Below are 20,232 nucleotides of genomic sequence, written 5' to 3'. Positions count from 1 at the left end.
CGCGGAATACCGGCCGTGCGGTCGCGTCGCGGACCGCGTCGTCGACGGCCCGTCAAACTCCGCGCCGGCAAGGCGTACTCGGATCACGAAAACCCAATGCCCCTGTCCCTTTCGGTGGGTCTCCTGGTGGGGGCTCCATGGGGATTGCGCAGATTTTCCCGCCCTGCGGAGGGATGCAAAGGTGCGCTTTCCGGGTTCGCTCGATTACGCGGAGATCCTCCGCCGAGTTGCCTCCGAAGATCCGATACTGGCCCTAGATATTTCCCGACATCCAGGTCTCGCGGTTCGCGCGCCCTGCCTGGCCCCGTCAATTCAAAACGAGTGGGAACATCACGACCCGGAGGCTCTCGTTCCCAAAGGAAGTAATCTTGACCCGGCCGTGGCCATTTCAGATATTGACGATTTCCAAAACTCCGTAGAACACCGTCTTTGACGATGGATATCCTGGCGCTCCCACCCCCATCCACATGGGCGCCCCAGGTGAACCCGATGTCGGCCGTTATGATGTCGCGCGTCTGGGCGGGTGTCACTCCCGGAAAGGTCGAAGAGCCCGGCCGCCCGTCGAAAAGCCGGATGTGCGTACGATCGTCGAGCCCGCCGTAGACCACCATCCTGATCGCCTGAAGGTCCGCGAAGACGGGCCTGGTGCCCAATGACGGATCCTGGTTTATGGGATGAGCGAAAAAATCCGGTGTCGCCAGCGAAGGCCCTGAGGAGACCGCAAACTCGGGCAGGTTATCCGCCCGTAAGGAGCCGATGCTCCTGATGGCGAGGCGGTTTTCCCCTTTCCGGTTGACGTGCTCTTCTGGGCATCGGACAACAAGGTCATGGGCGAAGATGTCCATCCCGCCCTGCGGAGCGACGGCCACGGATGTGAACGTGCCATCCTCCGAAGCCATGAACCCGACGTCCGACCGTGATTCTGCGGCGGGCATGACGGGGGTGAAACGCGAGCTTTCGTCCAGGCACCTTTTGCTACCGGTCTTGGGGTCTCGTCTCAGGGTGACCCTGATGTTGCCGTTGCCATACACATGACTCTGCGCATCTCGGTCGGTCCTACTACCTGCCCAGGTCAGCGTCCTTCCGTTGAGCGATAACTCGCCACTTGCCGATATGTGGTCCATCGCGAGTTCTCCGTCACGGATGTACACGGCCTCCCGATCAACCACGGGCATACCGAGAATTCGGCCTTCACTGATGATGAGATTGAGGCTGGCCTGCCGGGGGATAGCGGATGCTTCATCCAGAAAGGTGAAGAAAGTCGCCGAGGTGCTGGCTGAAACACCTGGAGCGTGAACGAGCATGCTCTCTGGACGGGGCGTGATGCGCATCGCCGCCCGGGCGTCTTCAGGCGCCCAGTTCAGATCGTACGAGTTGGTGAACGTGCCATCGTCAAAGAAATGTGGATGCATGTCCAACTTGAATCCGTTGTCAAGCGTAATCTCACAGGGTTCGACCGGGCGATCGACCTCGGTCTTCATGAACTCATGCGCATCGCGAAGTGACGAGAAGCGTCGGCTTTCAGGCCCCATAAACTTTTCACCATTTATCTACACGCGGCCACCATGGTCCGGGGGCCGGACTCGCCGTACGGTCGCCGCATTCCGGCGAACGTCTTCAGGCTTCGCGCCGGATAGCGTGAGACGGTCTCCGACCGGGAACAGGGCCTTAGTGCGGAGGTCGGCGGCGTGGCATCTCGGGGAAGCAGCGACGCCAGAATCCGGCCGATCCGTTCTTCCCCTGGTGCCGATACGGCCCACGATCCTGCGGCTGCATTCCGCCGGGCCGGATAATGTCCAGCCAGCGCACTTCGTGCAGGGTCACCAGCAGGGACGAGGCCGTCGAAGGATCGATCCACCAGACCTGGCCGGGTTCCGACGTGCGCGGCCGGGACAACTCCCCCGCAGGCTCGTAAAAGGAAGCCACAAGAACGAGCGGAGTTGCACAGTGCCACACCGGCGGCGGCTCCGGAGCAGGTCCGCGGTCGCGCAGGACCCGGGACTCGTCCGGCGTGCTGTACTCGAACATCTCCCCGGCCATCAGCAGCGACTGAATATCCACCCGGGCCCGGCAGGCATAATCCAGCCGAGCACTCAATCGCCGCGCGTCATCGATGCAGTCCCCGTAGCTCTCGATGAGGAGCCCGAGAAGACCATCGGGTGTCTTGGCGCGTAGGCGCCACCCGGCAGACCGGACTTCCACAAAACGAGCCGCGCTGTCCTTGTTCGCCGACTCGTCCGGCTGTTTCAGGAAGTGATCAGCCACGACATCCGCCACTCCTCGGAGACTAACCCATAGGAAACACAGCCTGAGCCTGCCGGTCGAGCTGCGTCCATAAATTATAGCCGAATCTGATTGTGCCCAGATTTTCCGACAAATTGGTCAAACTGCAGCCGACAAGCGCTGTCAAATACGGTTATCAGGCATGTTCCATCAACTTGCCGATGACGCTACGGATGGGCTTCCTGTCGGCCCCAGGGTCATTACAGAAGGGGATTTGTCCGGTTCGTATCGAACGTGTGTGGCGTGACGCCATGCGCCGCTGACCTGCGCCGGCACCTGGACGCGGTGCCCGATCCGCGCGACGGACGGGGTCGCCGCTACCCGGCTGCCGTACTGCCGGGGGCTGGCGACGCGGGTGACGGCTTCGGGCTGCACGTGCTCGCCAGGATGCGGGAGCGGGCCGGCGCCCGACCAGGTCCGCACGTAGGTCAGGTCGGCGACCCGGAGCCGGGCCGGGCCGTCCGCGGTGAAGACGCGGTCGACCAGGTCCGACGGCCGCGGCGCGGCCGGCTCCGCGACGGTGGTGCGGCGGCGGCCGCCGCGGATGACGCCCTCGATCCCCAGCTCGCGCATCACCGCTCTACCGTGCAGCGGGCGACCGGGTGGCCCTTGCGGGCCAGGCGCGGGTGATCCTGCGGGCGCCGTAGGTGCCACCGGACTCCGCGTGCTCGGCTTCGATCAGCCGGATGAGTTGCTCGTCGCGCAGCCGCCGCGCGGATTTCGTGCGCTTCTTGCGCGCGAAGTACGTCGACGGCGACAACTCCGGCACCCGACATACGGGATCGACCCCGAGGCCTTTGTCGCGCAGGTGGTCGATCACCTGCTCGGCCTCGTCCGGGGACGGTCGATCTCCTGGGCAAAAAACACCGAGGCGGCTTTCAGGATCTCGTTCGCCCGCCGCAACTCGGCTACTTCCCTGCGGAGTTGCTTCACCTCGTCCTGTTCGCCGGTCGTCATCCGGTCCTCGCGTTCACCCGCGTCCGCCTCGGCCCGGCGGACCCAGTTCCGCGGGGCCTCCTTGTGGACCGGGATCTCGAGGTCGGTTTCCTCGAGGCCGCCCAGCCCGGGGAACGTCGCGTACGGGTGTCGGCGCCGGTGCACATGGGACTTCGCGCTATACGAAGGAATGTCACCCCAGGGCGGCACGGCCCTGGTCGCGAACGGCAGGTTCGTCTACCAGGTCGTCCCCCGCCACGAACGCGTCTACATCCTCTCCCGAGATTGCCGCCGGCGCCGACCCGGCCACCGGCCCGGCTCGTCCCGGGCCCGCGCGCGGTGTGGGTGGATTCGCGCCCATGTTCGGCACATGTGCGAGACGGGCCGGAATCCGACGCCCGGCGGCGCCCCTCGCCGGTTCGGGAACGCCGACCGGCTGACCGGGCGGTGCTGCCTGCGGATCTGTTTGGTCGGTCGTCCGGCCCGGACCTACCCTCCGCCATTGCTCGTAATCGATCAGTCATCCCATCGGAGGACGCCGGATATCCGGCCCGACATGGGATGTTCTATCGACCCACGTGGGCCCCTGTGATGTCGAAAAGAACATCGCAGGGGCCCACGTCGGCACTGTCCTGCCTCGTAGGCTTCGGAGCGTCGGCGGAACGGGTGTCCCATGCGGCGTCGTACCGCGACCGACCCGACCCGAGGGGGACCCGCTCATTCGCGGTTGGCCGGCCAATCGTCGCCTCGGCAGGTTGGCACATGACAAACGACGACCCTCCGCGAGACGCTCGCCGGGCAGACGCCGGCCTGTATCCCGGCACGCGAAGCCCTGCGTACGGGGGTTGGGCGCGCTCGGGTCGAGGACGAACGACGGGGCGTCGGTGTCGTCCGATATACCGCTCAGCGTCGCTTCGGCGCCCTCCCGTTCGCGATCGGTGAGATGCGGGGTGAGGTTGGTCCGGGAGTCGTGCGTGTCCGGGGGCGGCGGATTCGGCGTGGTGTGGGCTATTGGTGGCGTAGTGCGGCGGCGAAGTGTTCGGCGGGGTCGACGAGGTGGTTGTGGTCGTCGTCGCCGAGGTCGACCTGGGCCCAGTTGATGGTGGCGGTGAAGGTGCCGTGCGGGTCGGCGTACTCCTCGTAGACGGGCATTCCCGTGTCGCGGCCGACGTCGAGGCCCTCGTCGAAGGAGAAGTAGAGCGGGTGGGTGCGTTCCACGCGCCCCTCGGCGAGTCGGGTGCCGTCGAGGTGGAGGGTGACCTTGCCGCCCTTGCCGATGCCTCCGCCGTCGTAGGCGAATTCGGCACGGACCTGGTGGGTTCCGGCGGGCAGCGGGTCGGGTGCGGTGGTGGTGCTGCGAAGCAGGCCGCAGTAGTTGTAATGGAAGGCGAGCCTGCCGTGGTCGGCCATGAGGACCCAGCCGCCCGTGCGGCCGCCCTGGCAGACGATGACGCCCTCGGCGCCGGTGTCGGGGATGGTGATCTCGGCGGTGACGTCGAAGGACTTGTTCTTGATGTTCAGGGCGACGTTCTCGCCGATCCGGGTCATGCCCGGGTACAGGCGGAGCGTTGTGCCCTGGAAGAGGGTGGGGCGTCCGGCGATGTCCGGGTTCATGCGCTCGGCGGCGCGGTCGTCCATCGGCAGGACGTTGTGCCGGACCGCCTCGATGAGGAAGAGTTGCTGGAGTGCGGCGAGTTTGTCCGGGTGCTCGGCGGCCAGGTCGTGGGCCTGGGTCCAGTCCTTGGTGGTGTCGTACAGCTCCCACTTGTCCGAGTCGAAGTCGGTGCCGTGGGCGAACAGGTCCCAGGGCACGCGGTGTTTGGTGACCGCCGTCCAGCCCTTGTGATAGATGCCGCGGTTGCCGGCGAGTTCGAAATATTGCGTGTGGCGGACTTCGGGAGCGTCCCGGTCGGTGAGGCTGGCGGAGAACGAGGTTCCCTGCATGGGGACCTGGGTGACGCCGTTGACGGTGTGCGGTTCGGCGATGCCCGCCAGTTCCAGGACGGTGGGGGCGAAGTCGATGACATGGTGCCACTGGTGGCGTACCTGGCCGCCGTCGGGGACGCGGGCGGGCCAGTGCACGATAGTGCCGTTTCGGGTGCCGCCGTAGTGCGAGGCGACCTGCTTGGTCCACTGGTACGGGGTGCACATCGCGTGGGCCCAGCCGACCGCGTAGTGGTTGTACGCGTGCGGGCCACCGACCTCGTCCAGGTGCTCGCTCCAGAACTCGGAAGTCTCGAACTCGGCGCCGCCGTTGGCGGCGTTGGTGACCATGTACGCGCCGTGCATGCCGCCTTCGGCGGAGGCGCCGTTGTCGCCGATGATGTACACGACCAACGTGTCGTCCAGGACGTCGAGTTCCTCCAGTGCGTCGATGACGCGGCCGGTGTGGTGGTCGGCGTATTCGAGGTACGCGGCGTACACCTCCATCTGCCGGGCCAGGATCGGCTTCCAGGAGGGGTCGAGGTCGTCCCACGCGGGAATCTCGGCCGGGCGCGGGGTCAGGGTCGCGTCGGCGGCGACCACGCCCAGTTCCTTCTGGCGGGCGAAGGTGGCCTCACGCACCGCGTCCCAGCCCTGGTCGAACTCGCCGCGGTATCTGGGGATCCAGTCTTCGGGGACGTGGTGGGGGGTGTGTGTGGCGCCGGGCGCGAAGTAGACGAAGAAGGGCTTGTCGGGGGTGAGTGACTTCTGCTGCCGGACGTAGGCGATGGCCTTGTCGGCGAGGTCGGGCATCAGGTGGTAGTCGGGATCGTCCGGCGGCTCGATGGCGGTGGTGCCGTCGACCAGCGCGGGGGACCACTGGTTGGTTTCGCCGCCGATGAAGCCGTAGAACTTCTCGAAGCCGCTGTTGACCGGCCAGCGGTCGAATGGCCCGGTGGGGCCGGACTCCCAGGTGGGCACCTCGTGGCACTTGCCGAACTGCGCGGTGTTGTAGCCGTTTTGGCGCAGGATCTCGGCGAGCGGTGTCGCCGAGTTCGGGCGGGCCGAGGTGTAGCCGGGGGCGGCGGTGGCGGTCTCGGTGATGTGCCCCATCGCGACCGAGTGGTGGTTACGACCGGACAGCAGGGCGGCGCGAGTCGGCGCACACAGCGAGGTCGTGTGGAATCGCGAGTACTTCAGGCCGCCGTTCGCGAGTCGTTCCGCGGTCGGGGTGCGGACCGGTCCGCCGAACGCGCCGGCGGCCCCGAAGCCGACGTCGTCCAGGAGGATCAGCAGGACGTTGGGGGCCTGTTTCGGCGGGCGCTTGACCGGGATCGGCGGCAGCGGCTCGTCGAGGTCGCGGACGTCCACCGCCAACGGCCCCTGGTAGGGCCGGTCCGGCACCGGGAGACTCGTCAAACGTTCGTCGGCCATGGCGTGCCGTCCTTCTGTGCCTGACCCCGCAAGGTCGCCGTCGATGGACTCATTCCAAAAGACATTAGCCATAAGTCCGACAAAACCTGGGGAAGTGTGTGCGGCGTGGCAAGCCCACCCGGGCCCGGCGGCCCGGGGAGTATGGCCGTCATGACGCCGAGCACCGCCGACGCCGACACGCCGATGGCCCTCGCCCCCGTCACCGTCCACGGGCCCGTCAGGGCGGTTTCCCAGGGCATGGCATGGATCCCCGGAGGAACCTTCGCGATGGGCAGCGACGACTTCTATCCCGAGGAGCGGCCGGTTCACCCGGTCACCGTGAACGGCTTCTTCCTCGACGTCCACCCCGTCACCGTCGCGGCGTTCCGCCGCTTCGTGAAGGCCACCGGGTACGTCACCGTCGCCGAACGCCCGCTCGACCCCGTGCTCTACCCGGACGCCGACCCGGCACTGCTGGTGCCCGGCTCCCTGGTGTTCCGCCGGACTCCGGGGCCGGTGGCGCTGGACGACTACCGCCGCTGGTGGCACTACGTCCCGGGCGCGAACTGGCGGTTTCCCGAAGGCCCCGGGTCCACGCTCGACGGCCGCGACATGCACCCCGTCACCCAGGTCGCCTTCGAGGACGCGGCCGCCTTCGCGCATTGGGCCGGCAAGGATTTGCCCACCGAGGCCGAGTGGGAGTACGCCGCCCGTGGCGGCCTCGATGGCGCCGTCTACGCCTGGGGCGACGACTTCACCCCGAACGGCCGCCGCATGGCGAACACGTGGCACGGCGACTTCCCCTGGCGGGCCGACACCCCCACCGGCCGCCCGGGCACCACCCCGGTCGGCCGCTACCCCCCGGGCGGGTACGGCCTGTACGACATGACCGGCAACGTCTGGGAGTGGACCCGCGACCATCACACCACCCGCCACCCCGATGCCGCCGCCCGCCCGTGCTGCACCCCCCGCGACTTCCGCGTGGAACACCGTCACCACCTCGACGCCGGCTTCGCCCGGCGCACCATCAAGGGCGGCTCCCACCTGTGCGCGCCCACCTACTGCCTGCGCTACCGCCCCGCCGCCCGCCAGGGCGAAACCGAGGACACGGCCACCAGCCACCTCGGTTTCCGCTGCATCCGACGCCCGTAGGCCGAGGTGACCGAGCGACCGCCGCCCTGCCGGGCCCGCGCGACCGTGGTCGACCCGATCTCGCGAACGCCGGGCTTTCGCGCACGGGTTCGTTGCCTTGCGTCACCGAACTCGAGATGCGCACGAGCCGGAGGTGGGCGGGCAGTTCGCCCGAGACCGCTCGGGTGCCGCGTGCTCCCGAGCGTGAGCAGTCGGGGTGTGCGAGTCGGCTGAGGGGGTGGTGAGCGGAGGGTCGTCGCCGGCCATGGGCGGATTGTGCGCCTCGACGTCCGCCCGTCGCACGGTCTGCCGCGGCTTGTCCGCGCCCCTGTCGGCGCTGACCGGTCGTGGCGCGCAGATCGCCGGAGTGCCGCCGCAGAACACCTTCTACGCCGCGCCCGTCGCGCTGGTGGCAGCCGCGCGTCCGGGTCCGGTTACCGACCGGCAATGGCGTCGGCCCTTCCCGAACTCGCCGAGCGCCACTCGGAGGTCGGCGAACCCGGAGATGACGCGTCGCGGCGCTGCCCGGCGGTGGGGTCAGGACAAGCCAAGGTGCCTGGCGATCATCATCTGTTGTACCTCGGTGGTGCCTTCGCCGATTTCCAGGATCTTGGCGTCGCGGTAGAAGCGGCCCACGGGGCTGTCGTTCATCACGCCGGAGCCACCGAAGATCTGGGTCGCGTCCCTGGCGTTGTCCATCGCCGCCCTGGAGGAGACCAGCTTGGCCATCGCCGCCTCCTTCGAGAAGGATTCGCCGCGCAGCATCGAGGCCGCAGCCGAGTAGTAGGCCAGGCGTGCGGTGTGGGCGCGCGTCTCCATGTCGGCGATCTTGAACTGGATCGACTGGTACGCGCCGATGCGCTGCCCGAACGCCGTCCGCTCCTTGGCATGGCGCACACACTCGTCCACGCAGCCCTGGGCCATCCCCGCTCCGACGGCCGAGATCGCGATCCTGCTCTCGTCCAGCACCGACATGAACTGCGCGATGCCCAGGCCGCGTTCGCCGAGCAGGTGCTCGGCCGGCACCCGGCAGTCGGCGAAACCGAGTTCGTGGGTGTCCGAGGCGCACCAGCCCACCTTGGAGTACGACGGTGCCACCGTGAAGCCCGGAGTGCCCGACGGCACGACGAGCGCGGAGATCTCCTTGGCGCCGTCGGCGCGGGTACCGGTCACCGCCGTCACCGTGACCAGGCTGGTGACGTCGGTACCGGAGTTGGTGATGAACGCCTTGCTGCCGTTGATCACCCATTCGTCACCGTCGAGTTCCGCCTTGGTGCGGGCCGCCGCCGTGTCGGTTCCGCCGCCGGGTTCGGTGAGCCCGAAGCCGGCGATCCGCTCGCCGGTGCACAGGGCGGGGAGCCAGCGATCCTTCTGTGCCGCAGTGCCGAACCGATGGATGGGGATCGCGCCGAGCGTCACGCCCGCGGACAGCGCGACGGCCACCGAGCAGTCCACTCTGGCCAGTTCCTCGATGGCCAGACACAGGGTGAACACATCCCCGCCCATGCCGCCGTAGCGTTCCTCGAAGGGCAGTCCGAACAGGCCCATGCGGCCCATGGCGGCGACCAGTTCGTAGGGAAACTCCTCGCGTCGGTAGATATCGGCGATCACCGGAGCCACCTTGGCGCGGGCGAAGTCGGCGACCGTCTCGCGCAGCAGCCGGCGTTCCTTCGACAGGCGTGAGAGTGTCATCGTGCTCCTTCGGGGGGATCGGACGTGGACCCGGAGCCGGACCCGGCGACCGCCCGTCGGGCCGTCGACGAGAGCAGGCCCGGTACGGGTCCGCGGTGGGGGTACAGGGCGTGCGCGCAGGCCGACGCCAGTGCGTCGACGCTGGACACCTGGAATTCCGCCGGCAGCCCGCTGTGCGCGTAGGCGAGCGGGAGTTCGGTACAGGCGCTGATCACCGGCAGGCACCGAATGCGCAGCAGCTCGTGGACCGCCGAACCCAGGGTCGCGCCGGCAGCCGGCAGCCGGTTCGCCTTCACCAGCACGGTGGCGGCGTGGATGCGCTGCTGGAGCGCCTCGTCGGGGAGCAGCAGTCGGTATCCCCGGCGCTGCGCATAGCGCTGGTAGATGCCGCCGGCGACGGTACCCGCGGTCGCCGTCAACCAGGCCCCGTCGGGACTGGCGACCTCGGCGGCCCGCACGCTCGCCTCCACGATGTGCACCAGGGGCACCGGCAGTCGGCTGCGGAATCGATCGATGTAGACGTGCGCGGTGTTGCAGGGCACCGCCAGCAGCTCCGCGCCCCAGCCGGCAAGGGTGAACAGCGCCTGCCGGATCGGCAGGAGCGGTGCGTCGTCGCCCCTGAGCAGCGCGGCGGTCCGGTCCGGGATGCCCGGCTCGGACAGCATCAGGATCCGGGGGTGCTCCTGGTCGCCGCCGGCCGCGACGCGCACGGCCAGCAGCCGCAGGAACTCCGCCGTCGCCGCCGGTCCCATCCCACCGAGCACACCGAGGGTGCGTGAGGGCTCCACCTCAGCCGGCCTGCTCCCCGATCAGCCGCCGCGCGACGCGCTCGGGGATGTGGGCCGCCGCCAGCCGCGTGCCCACGGGGGCGGGACACCACCAGGTGAGCACGAGCTCGCCGGCGTCGACGAAACCGGTGATCGTCGCATCGGTCTCGCCCGGGTGCCCCGGCCCGGCGAAGTCCCGCCACACCGTGTCGCGCAGCGTCCAAGCCACCCCCGACGGAAGCAGCGAGGCGGCCGGATCGCCGAAGTGTTCGTAGCGCACCCGGGCCGGCTCGGCCGCTCTCGCGACCCGTACGACGCTCGCTCCCCGCGCGAGCGGGGTCACCACCCAGCGGTCCGCTTCGGCCAGCGGACCGATCACCCGTGCCGCGGGCCTGCGCGTGGTGTGATCGAGGACGTCCGCGACCAGTCGCCCGCCGCCGAACTCCTCGACCAGCACGTGCGCGATCGCAGCGGCGACGTCGCGGGCCGTCGCCGCGCGCACCGGGCAGCGCGCTTCGAGCGGCTCCTCGGCGATCGGCTCGGGTGCGGGCGAACCCGGGAGGACACAGCCGGCCCCGGCGGCCTCCGGGCCCGCCTCGTCCTCGACGCCGGCGGGCTCGGCCGGGTGGTCCAGGAACGACGCGGCAGGCGGCAACCGGACCTCCGAGCCCGCCCGGAGCTGTCCCAGCCCCAGGGCCAGGTCCGCCAACAGCACCCGCCAGGACTCGACATCCGCGGCCAGTTCGTGCACGACGATCAACAGACCCGCCGGCCGGGTGCCCCGGTCGACCACCGCAGCCCGCAGCAGCGGACCCCGATCGACGTGCAACCGGGCCCGCATCCGGTCGGTGAGCCGACGCAGCACCTGCCCCTGCGCGCCCGGGTCCTGGCCGGTGAGGTCCACCCGCGACACGTGGACCGCACCGCCGAGGCCGCCCCGGGACTGCCGCCAGCCCTGATCCCCGTGGCCGAACCGCAGCCGCAACGCCTCGTGATGCAGCAGCAGTTGCAGCCACACCCGCTTCAGGTCGGTGACCGGGAAACCAGACTCCGAGGACAGGAACAGGGCTCGGGCTCGGTGCGCCGCCCGGACCGGATCCCGATCGAGAATCCGACGCTGTACCGGACGGACCCCGACCGAGCGATCGGAATCCGCGTCCGCGGTGACGCCCCCGCCCCGCGAGCCCGGGGCCTTCGGGCGGTGCATCCCGCGCAGAGCCCACTGATCCACGGCGCCCGCGACCCTGGGGATCTCCGCCACCTGCACCCACTGCGCCGGTACCAGTGTGGGCGGCAGGGCATCGGCCACCGCGGCCGCGAGCCGGTCGCCCGACGCGCTTCGGTCGGCGACGTAGTAGACCGCCAGCCGGGCGCCCGTCCGGTCGGCGTCGGCCGGGTCCGGATAGCCGATCCTGGCCAGCATCCGTTTCACCTGCGCGGTCTCCACCGGGGCGCGCAGCTCCGCGTCCGCCTCGGCGACGTCCAGATGCCCGAGCCGTACCTCCCAGCGGGTCGGCGCCTCGTAGTTGTGGAAACCGCGCTCCGCGGCGTGGACGTAGGTGCCCACATCGTTGATCATGCAGTTCGAGCTGCAGAACCCCGTATCGGTGGGCTGCGCCCAGAACGACGAGCGCTCGCGCAGGAAGGCTCGCACGTCCTCCTTCGTCACCGCCGAGTAGCGGAAGTAGTCGACGACCTGGACCGCGTTCACCGCGGCGGCGTCGACCGTGCCCGCGGCCCGGTGGTACACCTCCCGGCCCAGCCGCAGCTTCTCCTCGATCTCGGCCACGTCGAAGATGCCCTGCTCGTGGAACCAGGACAGCCGCTCGTCCATGATCTGGCCGCGGGAGAGCCCGGTGACCACCGTGGGGATGTCGCGCTGGTGCGCGAGTTCGGTGCTCAGGTCCAGGAGGGAGCGGAAGCACCCGTTGCACACGCTCTTGTGCTCCTGGAGCGAGTTCAGGAAGATCCGCTTCTGGTCGGCGTGGGTGGCGGTGACGTGTTCGATGCCCAGTTCGGCGGTGACGGTCTCGACGTTGCGCAGCGCGGTCCGCGAGATGAACCCGTTGTCGAAGGTGAAGGTCATCACCCGCAGACCCAGTCCCACGAGCTGGTAGAGCACATAGGTGCTGTCCTTGCCGCCACTGAACAGCAGCAGGCAGTCGTAGTCCGATCCGCGCCCTCGCGCGGCCTCGCGCAGCCGCGGCGCCAGCTCCCGCGGGTCACGGAAGTAGGCGTGCATCGCCGATCGATGGGCGGCATAGCGCGCGCACAGCGAACAGACCCCGTCCGGGTCGAAGCGCAGTCCCGGGTACGCGGCGCTGATCCCGCACCGGACACAGGCGCGGGCACCGGCCGCCGCGGGGTCGGCCTCGTTGAACACGACGGCGCAGTCGAGGACGCCGTCCTGGTCCAACACGGCCGTCCGCACCCGGCGTTCGACGGACTCGATCTGCTCGGCGTCCAGCGGCTGGTCGGTCATGTCAGCTCCCGAAGAGGTCGTCGGCGTCGTCGTCGGCGAGCAGCAAACGCTCGACCAGGTTCGACAGGCCCTCGATCGTCTGGTTCGCCAGGAAGTCCGCCAGCGGGACGGACACCCCGAACTCCTCGGTCAGCCGCGCCAGTACCGAGATCACGGCCAGCGAGGTGCCCACGTCGAAGAACCGGGTGTGCACGTCGTCGACCGGGGCCGGCAGCGTACGCGCCCAGATCCCGGCGATCGTGCGTTCGGTGGCGGTGCGCGGTGCGACGGCGTCGGGTCGGGTCGGCGACCGCACGGGCACGGTGAGCGCCTTGCGGTCGATCTTGCCGCTGATGGTGCGCGGGATGAGCTCCAGCGGCACGATCACCGCCGGGATCGCGCCGTCCGGCAGGTGCGCGCGCAGATGCTCGCTCAGCCGAGTGCGAAGTTCCTCGGAGTCCGTCCCGGTGCCGGTCTCGACAAACGCGCACAGGTACGGCGGGGCGTCGTCCGGCTCGACCGACACGACGGCCGCCTCGGCGACCGACGGGTCCTCGCGCAAGAGCTGCTCCACCCCGTCCAGCTCCACCCGCACGCCGCCGACCTTGACCTGTCGGTCCCGGCGGCCGAGGAAGTCGAGCGTGCCGTCGGGCAGCAGACGGGCGAAGTCCCCGGTCCGGTAGACGACTTCGTCGTCGCCGGGCCGGGTGGGGTCGGCGATGAAGGCGCGTTCGGTCTCCTGCGGCCTGCGGTGGTACCCGAGGCTGCGGTAGGCCGTACGCAAGTGAACCTCGCCGACCCGCCCCGGTGGTACCTCCCGGCCGCGTTCGTCGAGCAGCAGGACGACGGTGTCGGGCATCGGGCGTCCGATCGGGACGGACCTGCCCCGGGCATCGGCGGCGGTGACGAAGTGGAAGGTCTTCGTCATGGTGGTTTCCGAGGGCCCGTAGAGGTTCAGCAGCCGGATCCGCTCGCCGAAGCGGTCGAACCAGCCGGCGGCGTCGGTGGGCAGCACGCGCTCGCCGGACAGGGCCACGCACTTCAGCGCCTCGAACCCCGGCCGGACCGTGTCGATCGCGCCCGCCAGGGCGCGAAAGACCGAGGGCACGCAGTGGATCAGATCGATCCGTTCCCGGTCCAACCACCGGCACAGGGCGACCGGGTCGAGCCGGACGTCCTCGGCCGGCACGCATACCGTCGCGCCCACGCTCAACGGCAGGAGCAGGTCGCGCAGCACGGCGTCGAAGGCGGGCGAGATCAGCTGGCCCACCCGCCATTGGGGACCGGCGCCGAGCAGCTCCGCCTCCCAGCGGATGTAGTGGTCCACCGCGCTCAGCCGGCCGAGGATCCCCTTGGGCCGGCCGGTGGAGCCGGAGGTGAAGAACAGGTAGCAGGGATCGTCCGGCGCCGGCACGTGGGGCGGGTAGTCGTTCCCGGGTCGGTCCTTGACCGTGCCGAGATCGACCAGGGTGGCCCGGTCGCACGTGTCGCGCACGTGCTCCGCGAGGCCGCCGTCGTCGGCGCCGACGACCAGGAGATCGGGGTCCGCCTCGCGCAGCATCCAGCCCAGCCGATCCGGCCGGGTGCCCACGTCGAGGGGGACCACCACACCGCCCAGCCGCAGGACGGCGAGCAGGGCCGCGGTCAGCTCGGCCCGGTCGCCGGCGAGGACCGCGACGACGGAGGCGCCGCGTGCTCCGCACCGATACAGCTCGGCCGCGACGGCGTCGACGCGTTGGTCCAGTTCGCGATAGCGCAGCGAGCCGTGCGCGGTCTGTACGGCGACTCGGTCGGGGAAGCGGTCGATCGCGCGGGCGACAAGCGACTGGATCGGTTCGAACGCCATTGCGGTTTCCTTTGCTCGACCCGCGTTCACACGTGACCGGGAAGGTTGAAGGTGTCCAGCAGAATTCCGAACGTCAGGACGACCAGCAACAGATCGTCGTCCAGGTGCGGATGCAGGTCGAAGCCCGCGTCCAGGCTGCGCGAGCGCAACTGCTCCACGACCGCCGGATCGAAGTAGCCCTGACGGGTGATGCGCGCCGGGGACAGCAGGTCGTCGACCCATTCGATGTTGCGCCGGAGCAGCCGAGGGCTCGCGGGCGCGCGGAACCCGTACTTCTCCCGGCGGATGATCTCCGGCGGGACCAGTCCCTCCGCGGCCTGTTTCAGCACGAGCTTCTCGCCCCGCGTGCCCACCTTGAGCCGGTTGGGAATCTGCGTGGCGAAATCGAGCACGGCGCGGTCGAGGAACGGGTAACGGGCCTCCACGGAATTGGCCAGGGCCATCCGGTCCCCGTGGTCGGTCAACAGGTGGTCCGACAGTCGCAGGGTGAAGTCCAGATAGGAGCGCTGGCTGAGCCGCGGCCTGCCCACCAGGCGCTCGTGGTCGACGACCGGGTGGTGCAGACAGTCGAACTCCTCGAAGGCGGCCCGGGCCTGCTCGGAGTAGAGCTCGAACTTCGCGTCCCGCCACGCGTGATACCGGCGCTCGTAGAAGAGCTCCGGGTCGCCCCACAGCCGGGCGCGAAGGTCGTCCTCGAAGGCGTCCTCCAGCGGATCGCCCGACACCACCGGGCCGCGCCCGCCCGCGTCGAACCGGTACCCGGGATACCCGCCGAAGAGTTCGTCGGCCCCCTCGCCGGTCAGGATCGCCTTGACGCCGTGTTCTCGCGCGAGCGCCGACAGGACCAGCGAGCAGGTGTTGTAGGTCTCCTTCACCGGGCACTCGGCATGGCGCACCATGCGCTGGAGTTCGGCGAGGGTGTCCTGCTCCGTGAAGACCGCCTCGTGGTGCACGGACCCCACCTTGGTCGCCATCAGGCGCTGATACCCGGACTCGTCGATGGCCGCGTCGGGGAAGGTAATGGAGAAGGAGTGGGCGGGGGGTCCCGATTGCGACGCCAGCGCGCCGATCAGTGAGGAGTCGAGACCGCCGCTGAGATAGAAACCGACCTCGACGTCGGCTCGCATCCGGAGCCGAACGGCCCGGGTGAGCAGTTCACGCAGGTGTTCCGGATAGAACTCGTCGGGCCGGTGCGCGACGTCGTCGCGGGGGTAGTCCAGGGCCCAGTAGCACCGGTCGGTGACGACACCGTCCCGCACGATCAGGTAGTGGCCGTTGCGCACGCTCTCGATGCCGCGGAACATGGTGCGCGGACTCACCAGCCCGGGGAAGGTGAGGACCTGGTCCAGACCGGTGAGGTCCACGTCGCGCGGTACGCCGGGGTGTTCCAGGATCGACTTGATCTCCGATCCGAAGACGAAGTGCCCGCCGGTGTCCGTGTAGTACAGAGGAGCGATCCCGGCGTGGTCGCGCGCGAGGAAGAGCTGTCGCCTGCGCCGGTCGTGGATCGCGAACGCGAACTGGCCGTTGAGTCGCGCCAACAGCTCGGGCCCCTCGTCCTCGTAGAGGTGCAGGATCACCTCGACGTCGCAGGACGACCCGAATCGGTGGCCCCGGGCGAGCAACAGGGCGCGCAGCTCGACGTGGTTGAAGATCTCGCCGTTGCACACCATCGTGACGCTGCCGTCCTCGTTGGACATCGGCTGCCCGCCGCCGGCGAGGTCGACCAGACTCAGCCGGCGGCAGGCCAGCGCCACGCCGTCCCGGATCAGGGTGCCCGCCGCGTCCGGTCCGCGGTGCGTCAACGTATCGCTCATCCGCTCCAGTACCTCGGCCGTCGTCGGTCGAGCGTTGTGCAGGACCATGGACCCGGTGATGCCGCACATGTCAGCTCCGCTCCTTGATCGCCGGCGACAGGGGCATCGTCGATCGCAACGCCCGGGCGAGGACCGGTCCGATCACGCGCAGCGCCGCGGGGCGCATCATCCGCAGGTGCTCGCTGTCCACCGGCACCACCGCGATGTCCCCGCCGATGCAGGACCGCCACCGTTGCCCGGCCTGCGTTCCTCGGCCGCCGGGCGCGGCCTCGAAGAGCAGCAGCGAGCCGTCGAAGAACTCCGGGACGATCCCCGGATCCTGCAGGAGGCGGATGTTGTTGTCGGTGGCCCGCAGCAGCGCGGCCACCGACTCTTCGTCCAGGGCCGCCATCGCCTCCCCGCCGTCGAAGGCCACCAGCCGGACGTCGGAGGGCTCTTCGGTTTCGCGATCGGTATGGGCGCCCGCCGGCCAGGCGTCGATGGCGGCGAGCAGAGCGACCGCATGCCCCGACGCGCGCAGTCGGACCGCGACGGCATGGGCCGCGGCTCCGCCGAAGGACCAACCGGCAAGCAGATACGGCCCGTTCGGTTGGATGTCGACGATCCGCGAGCAGTAGTCCCCGACGAGCTCGGGGAAACTGCCGGCCAGGGCGGTGGAGCCGTCGAGGCCGCGCGCCTGGAGGGCGTACACCGGGTGTCGGGCCGGAATGTACGGCAGCAGGCCCGCGTAACTCCAGCCCAGGCCACTCCCCGGATGGATGCACCACAGCGGCCGACCCGTTCCGCCGCGTAGGCGGATCAGCGGGCCGAGCAGATCCGCCGTCGCGGGATGGTCCCGGAGCAGCTGCGCCACGGTGGGTCGCACGAACAACTGCTTCAGGGTCAGTTCCAGCCCCAGGGCCTCCTTGGCCCGGGTGAGCAACCGCGGCATGAGCAGCGAGTGCCCGCCCAACTCGAAGAATCCGTCGTCGATGCCGACCGTGTCGACGCCGATCACCTCGGCGAACACCTGGCACAGCGACGCCTCCGCGGGGGTACGCGGCGCCCGCCGGTCACCGACCGGTGCGTCGGTCTCCGGCAGCGGAAGAGCGGCGCGGTCGAGCTTGCCGTGTGGCGTGACCGGCAGTTGGGCAAGGACCACGACGGCCGAGGGGACCATCGGCGCGGGCAGTGCGTCGGCGAGGGCCGCCCGGACGGCTGCCGGGCTCACGCTCGCGACCGGACCGGTCGGTACGACATACCCGATCAGGCGTCTGTCGTCGGAAGAACGCTCGTGGACCACGACCGCGCACCGGGAGATCCCGGGCAGGGCCAGCAGCGCGGCCTCCACTTCGCCCGGCTCGATGCGGTGGCCGCGCAATTTGATCTGGTGGTCCGCCCGCCCGACGTAGTCGAGTTCGCCGTCGGAGCGCAGGCGGGCCAGATCACCGGTGCGATACATCCGGGTACCGGCCCGGCCGAACGGATCCGCCACGAATCGCTCGGCCGTCAGCGCGAACCGGCCCAGATAGCCTCGCGCGAGGGCCGGACCCGCCACGTACAGTTCGCCCGCGACGCCGCTGGGCACCGGGCGCAGCCGCTCGTCCAGGACGTACATGCTCAGGCCGTCGTGGGGGCGGCCGATGGGAACCGGTCCGGGCGGTGTGGGCTCGCCCGGGTCAAGCCGGAACCGGGCACAGTCCACGGTCGCCTCGGTGGGGCCGTAGAGGTTGTGGACCACGACGTCCGGGTGTTGCTCCCGCCACCTGGCCAGCGACTCCCCGCGCAACGCCTCACCGCCGATCAGCAGGCATCGGGTCGGCGACGGATCCACCGGCATCGCCGCCATCAGGTCGAGATGGCTCGGCGTGACGTCCAAGAGGGAAGGGCGGCGCGGGCCGGTGCGGGGCCCGGCCAACTCGTCCAACCGCACGTGCCCGCCGCTCACCAGCGGGGTGTACAGGGCAGCCACCGTCAGGTCGAAGGACAGCGAGGTATGGACCAGGCTCGACCCGGCCGCGCTCGGATACGCCGCCCGTGCCTGTTCCACATAGGCGGCCAGGGAACGGTGTTCCACCACCACGCCCTTGGGGCGGCCGGTGGAACCGGAGGTGTAGATCACATAGGCGGCGTTCGCCTCGTGCGGCACACCGGCCCGCGCACTGCGGGTCGGTCCCGCTTCGGGCGGCACATCCGCCGCCTCGTGCTGCCAGGCGGCGATGTCCAGAACGGGGACGGTGCCCGCACCGGCCGGGCCGGCCGCGCTCCCCGTGGTGATGAGCAGCGTGGGTGCCGAGTCCGTGAGCATGAAGGCGATCCGGGCGGCCGGGTAAACCGGGTCCACCGGCAGGTACGCGGCGCCGGCCTTGAGCACGCCGAGCATGGCGACGACCGCGTCGATGGAGCGCGGCAGCAGCAGCGCCACGATGTCCTCGGCGCCGATACCCCGGCCGGTGAGCCATCGGGCCAGCCGGTCGGCCCGCGCGTTCAGTGCCCGGTAGGTCGTCCGTGCCTGCCCGGCAATCAGTGCCGTCGCCTCCGGAGTACGCGCCACCTGCGCCTCGAAGAGCCCGGGGAGCAACTGCTCCCGGGTTCGAGCCGGGGCCGGGCGGCACGCGCCGAGCAGGGCGCCGCGCTCACCGGGCCGGAGAATCTCCACGTCGCCGATGCAGCGGTCCGGGTCCGCAGCCATGGCCGCGAGCACCGACTCCAGCCGTTCGACCATGCGTTCGGCGGTGATCGAGTCGAACAGATCGCGGGCGAACTCCAGGCCGCCTTCCAGGCCGTCGGGGCTGCCGTCGTGGGTTAGTCGCTCCCGGAGGTGGAGTGACAGGTCGACTTTCGAGTCCGGGTTGTCGATCGGTTCCTCGGTGGCCGGCAGGCCCGGGAGGTACGGGAGGTTCGTGGTGCGGTCCTCCAGGACGAGCATGACCTGGAACAGCGGGTTCCACGCCGCCGAACGGGAGGGGGCGAGCACGTCGACGAGCCGTTCGAACGGCACGTCCTGACGTGCGTACGCCGCCAGGTCCGTCTCCCGTACGCGGGCCAGGAGTTGCCGGAACGACGGATTGCCGCCGGTGTCGGTGCGCAGCACCAGGGTGTTGACGCACATCCCCACCAGTTCGTCCATCGCCTCGTCGGACCGGCCGGCGACGGCCGAGCCGATGGGGATGTCGGTGCCGGCGCCCAGCCGGGTCAACAGGGCGGCGAGCCCTGCCTGCAACACCATGAAGAGACTGACCCGCTCCTGTCTGGCCAGCTCGATCAGGGCCAGGTGTGTTCGCGGTGCGATCAGCATCGGGATCGTCTCGCCGCGATGGGAGGCCGCAGCCGGCCGAGGCCGGTCCACGGGCAGCGAGAGATATTCCGGGATCCCGGCCAAGGCGGCGCGCCAGTAGGCCAGTTGCTCGCTGATCAGACTGTTCGGATCAGCCTCGTCGCCGAGCAGTTCACGCTGCCACAGGGTGTAGTCGATGTACTGGACCGGCAGCGGATCCCAGCCCGGCGCCCGCCCCGCGCACCGCGCCCCGTAGGCGGTCGCCAGGTCGCGCAGGAGTGGTTCTCGCGACCAGCCGTCCGCCGCTATGTGGTGCAGGAGGATCAGCAGGACGTGCTCGTCCGGTCCGAGCGAGAGCAGGGTGAACCGCACGGGCGCTTCGGTGGTGAGGTCGAAGACGTGTGCTCCCGCGGCTCGAAGGACCGCGGGCAGTTCCGGCGGCCGAATTCGTTCGACCGCCAGGACGGGCCAGGCCGCGGGGTCCTCCAGGACCACTTGGCGGGGGGCGCCGTCGGACTCGGGAAAGACCGTGCGCAGGCTTTCGTGTCTGGCCAGGACATCGGTGAACGCGGCCCGCAGCGCCGCCACGTCCGGCTCCCCGACGAGTCGGTACACCAACGGGATGCGGTAGCCCGTCCCGTCGTCCAGCTTGTTGAGGAACCAGATCCGGTGTTGCGCGTACGACAGCGGAATCATCAGCGGTACCC

13 protein-coding genes are annotated in these 20,232 nt (G+C 69.8%); 1 reads left to right on the top strand and 12 read right to left on the bottom strand.

Translation table 11 applies throughout. The features are described from left to right. Window positions 1–83 precede the first annotated feature (83 nt). The 6 genes from ACIRL2_RS45675 to ACIRL2_RS45650 all read right to left on the bottom strand — a co-directional run bounded on the left by ACIRL2_RS45675 (window position 84) and on the right by ACIRL2_RS45650 (window position 6,576). Window positions 84–1,481 carry a hypothetical protein gene (locus ACIRL2_RS45675; RefSeq protein ID WP_402240742.1) on the bottom strand — a complete coding sequence of 466 codons (1,398 nt, stop codon included), beginning with the start codon at window positions 1,479–1,481 and terminating at the stop codon, window positions 84–86. Window positions 1,482–1,668: 187 nt separating this feature from the next. Continuing rightward, the gene (locus tag ACIRL2_RS45670; protein WP_402240740.1) at window positions 1,669–2,265 is read right to left on the bottom strand and encodes a hypothetical protein; all 597 of its coding nucleotides are present in this window, start codon (window positions 2,263–2,265) and stop codon (window positions 1,669–1,671) included. Window positions 2,266–2,433: 168 nt separating this feature from the next. Continuing rightward, on the bottom strand, window positions 2,434–2,859 hold the full coding sequence (locus ACIRL2_RS45665) for a hypothetical protein (RefSeq protein ID WP_402240737.1): 426 nt from the start codon (window positions 2,857–2,859) through the stop codon (window positions 2,434–2,436). 4 nt (window positions 2,860–2,863) lie between these two features. Further along, complete coding sequence (locus tag ACIRL2_RS45660) at window positions 2,864–3,103, bottom strand: hypothetical protein (RefSeq protein ID WP_402240735.1); 240 nt, start codon at window positions 3,101–3,103, stop codon at window positions 2,864–2,866. After that, on the bottom strand, window positions 3,100–3,384 hold the full coding sequence (locus ACIRL2_RS45655) for a transposase (RefSeq protein ID WP_402240734.1): 285 nt from the start codon (window positions 3,382–3,384) through the stop codon (window positions 3,100–3,102). Before ACIRL2_RS45655 ends, ACIRL2_RS45660 begins: the two co-directional genes overlap by 4 nt. An 843-nt stretch (window positions 3,385–4,227) precedes the next feature. Then, entirely contained in the window at window positions 4,228–6,576 is a 2,349-nt protein-coding gene (locus ACIRL2_RS45650) for an arylsulfatase (protein ID WP_402240733.1), read from the bottom strand. Window positions 6,577–6,726: 150 nt separating this feature from the next. Between ACIRL2_RS45650 and ACIRL2_RS45645 the strand changes: the two genes are divergently transcribed. Continuing rightward, window positions 6,727–7,707, top strand: coding sequence for a formylglycine-generating enzyme family protein (locus tag ACIRL2_RS45645; RefSeq protein ID WP_402240730.1), 981 nt, complete (start codon window positions 6,727–6,729; stop codon window positions 7,705–7,707). Window positions 7,708–8,223: 516 nt separating this feature from the next. Here ACIRL2_RS45645 and ACIRL2_RS45640 read toward each other — a convergent pair. The 6 genes from ACIRL2_RS45640 to ACIRL2_RS45615 are packed head-to-tail and all read right to left on the bottom strand — an operon-like array spanning window position 8,224 to window position 20,221. Then, window positions 8,224–9,378, bottom strand: a complete 1,155-nt coding sequence (locus ACIRL2_RS45640) for an acyl-CoA dehydrogenase family protein (RefSeq protein WP_402240727.1) — start codon at window positions 9,376–9,378, stop codon at window positions 8,224–8,226. Continuing rightward, on the bottom strand, window positions 9,375–10,166 hold the full coding sequence (locus ACIRL2_RS45635; protein WP_402240724.1) for an aspartate/glutamate racemase family protein: 792 nt from the start codon (window positions 10,164–10,166) through the stop codon (window positions 9,375–9,377). The genes ACIRL2_RS45640 and ACIRL2_RS45635 overlap by 4 nt, the downstream gene beginning before the upstream one ends. A 1-nt stretch (window position 10,167) precedes the next feature. After that, window positions 10,168–12,627: a condensation domain-containing protein gene (locus ACIRL2_RS45630; RefSeq protein ID WP_402240722.1), complete on the bottom strand. Its 2,460-nt coding sequence runs from the start codon at window positions 12,625–12,627 to the stop codon at window positions 10,168–10,170. 1 nt (window position 12,628) lies between these two features. Further along, window positions 12,629–14,452 (bottom strand): amino acid adenylation domain-containing protein, encoded by a 1,824-nt coding sequence (locus ACIRL2_RS45625; RefSeq protein ID WP_402240720.1) that lies wholly within the window; start codon window positions 14,450–14,452, stop codon window positions 12,629–12,631. Between the two features lie 26 nt (window positions 14,453–14,478). Then, entirely contained in the window at window positions 14,479–16,338 is a 1,860-nt protein-coding gene (asnB, locus tag ACIRL2_RS45620) for an asparagine synthase (glutamine-hydrolyzing) (protein WP_402240717.1), read from the bottom strand. A 1-nt stretch (window position 16,339) separates the two neighbouring features. Continuing rightward, window positions 16,340–20,221 (bottom strand): amino acid adenylation domain-containing protein, encoded by a 3,882-nt coding sequence (locus ACIRL2_RS45615; RefSeq protein ID WP_402240715.1) that lies wholly within the window; start codon window positions 20,219–20,221, stop codon window positions 16,340–16,342. Window positions 20,222–20,232 lie beyond the last annotated feature (11 nt).

The organism is Embleya sp. NPDC127516, assembly GCF_044765325.1.
Classification (GTDB): Bacteria; Actinomycetota; Actinomycetes; order Streptomycetales; family Streptomycetaceae; genus Embleya.
Note: the sequence above shows the minus strand (reverse complement) of the source record. Positions and strands in the feature narration are given on the sequence as shown.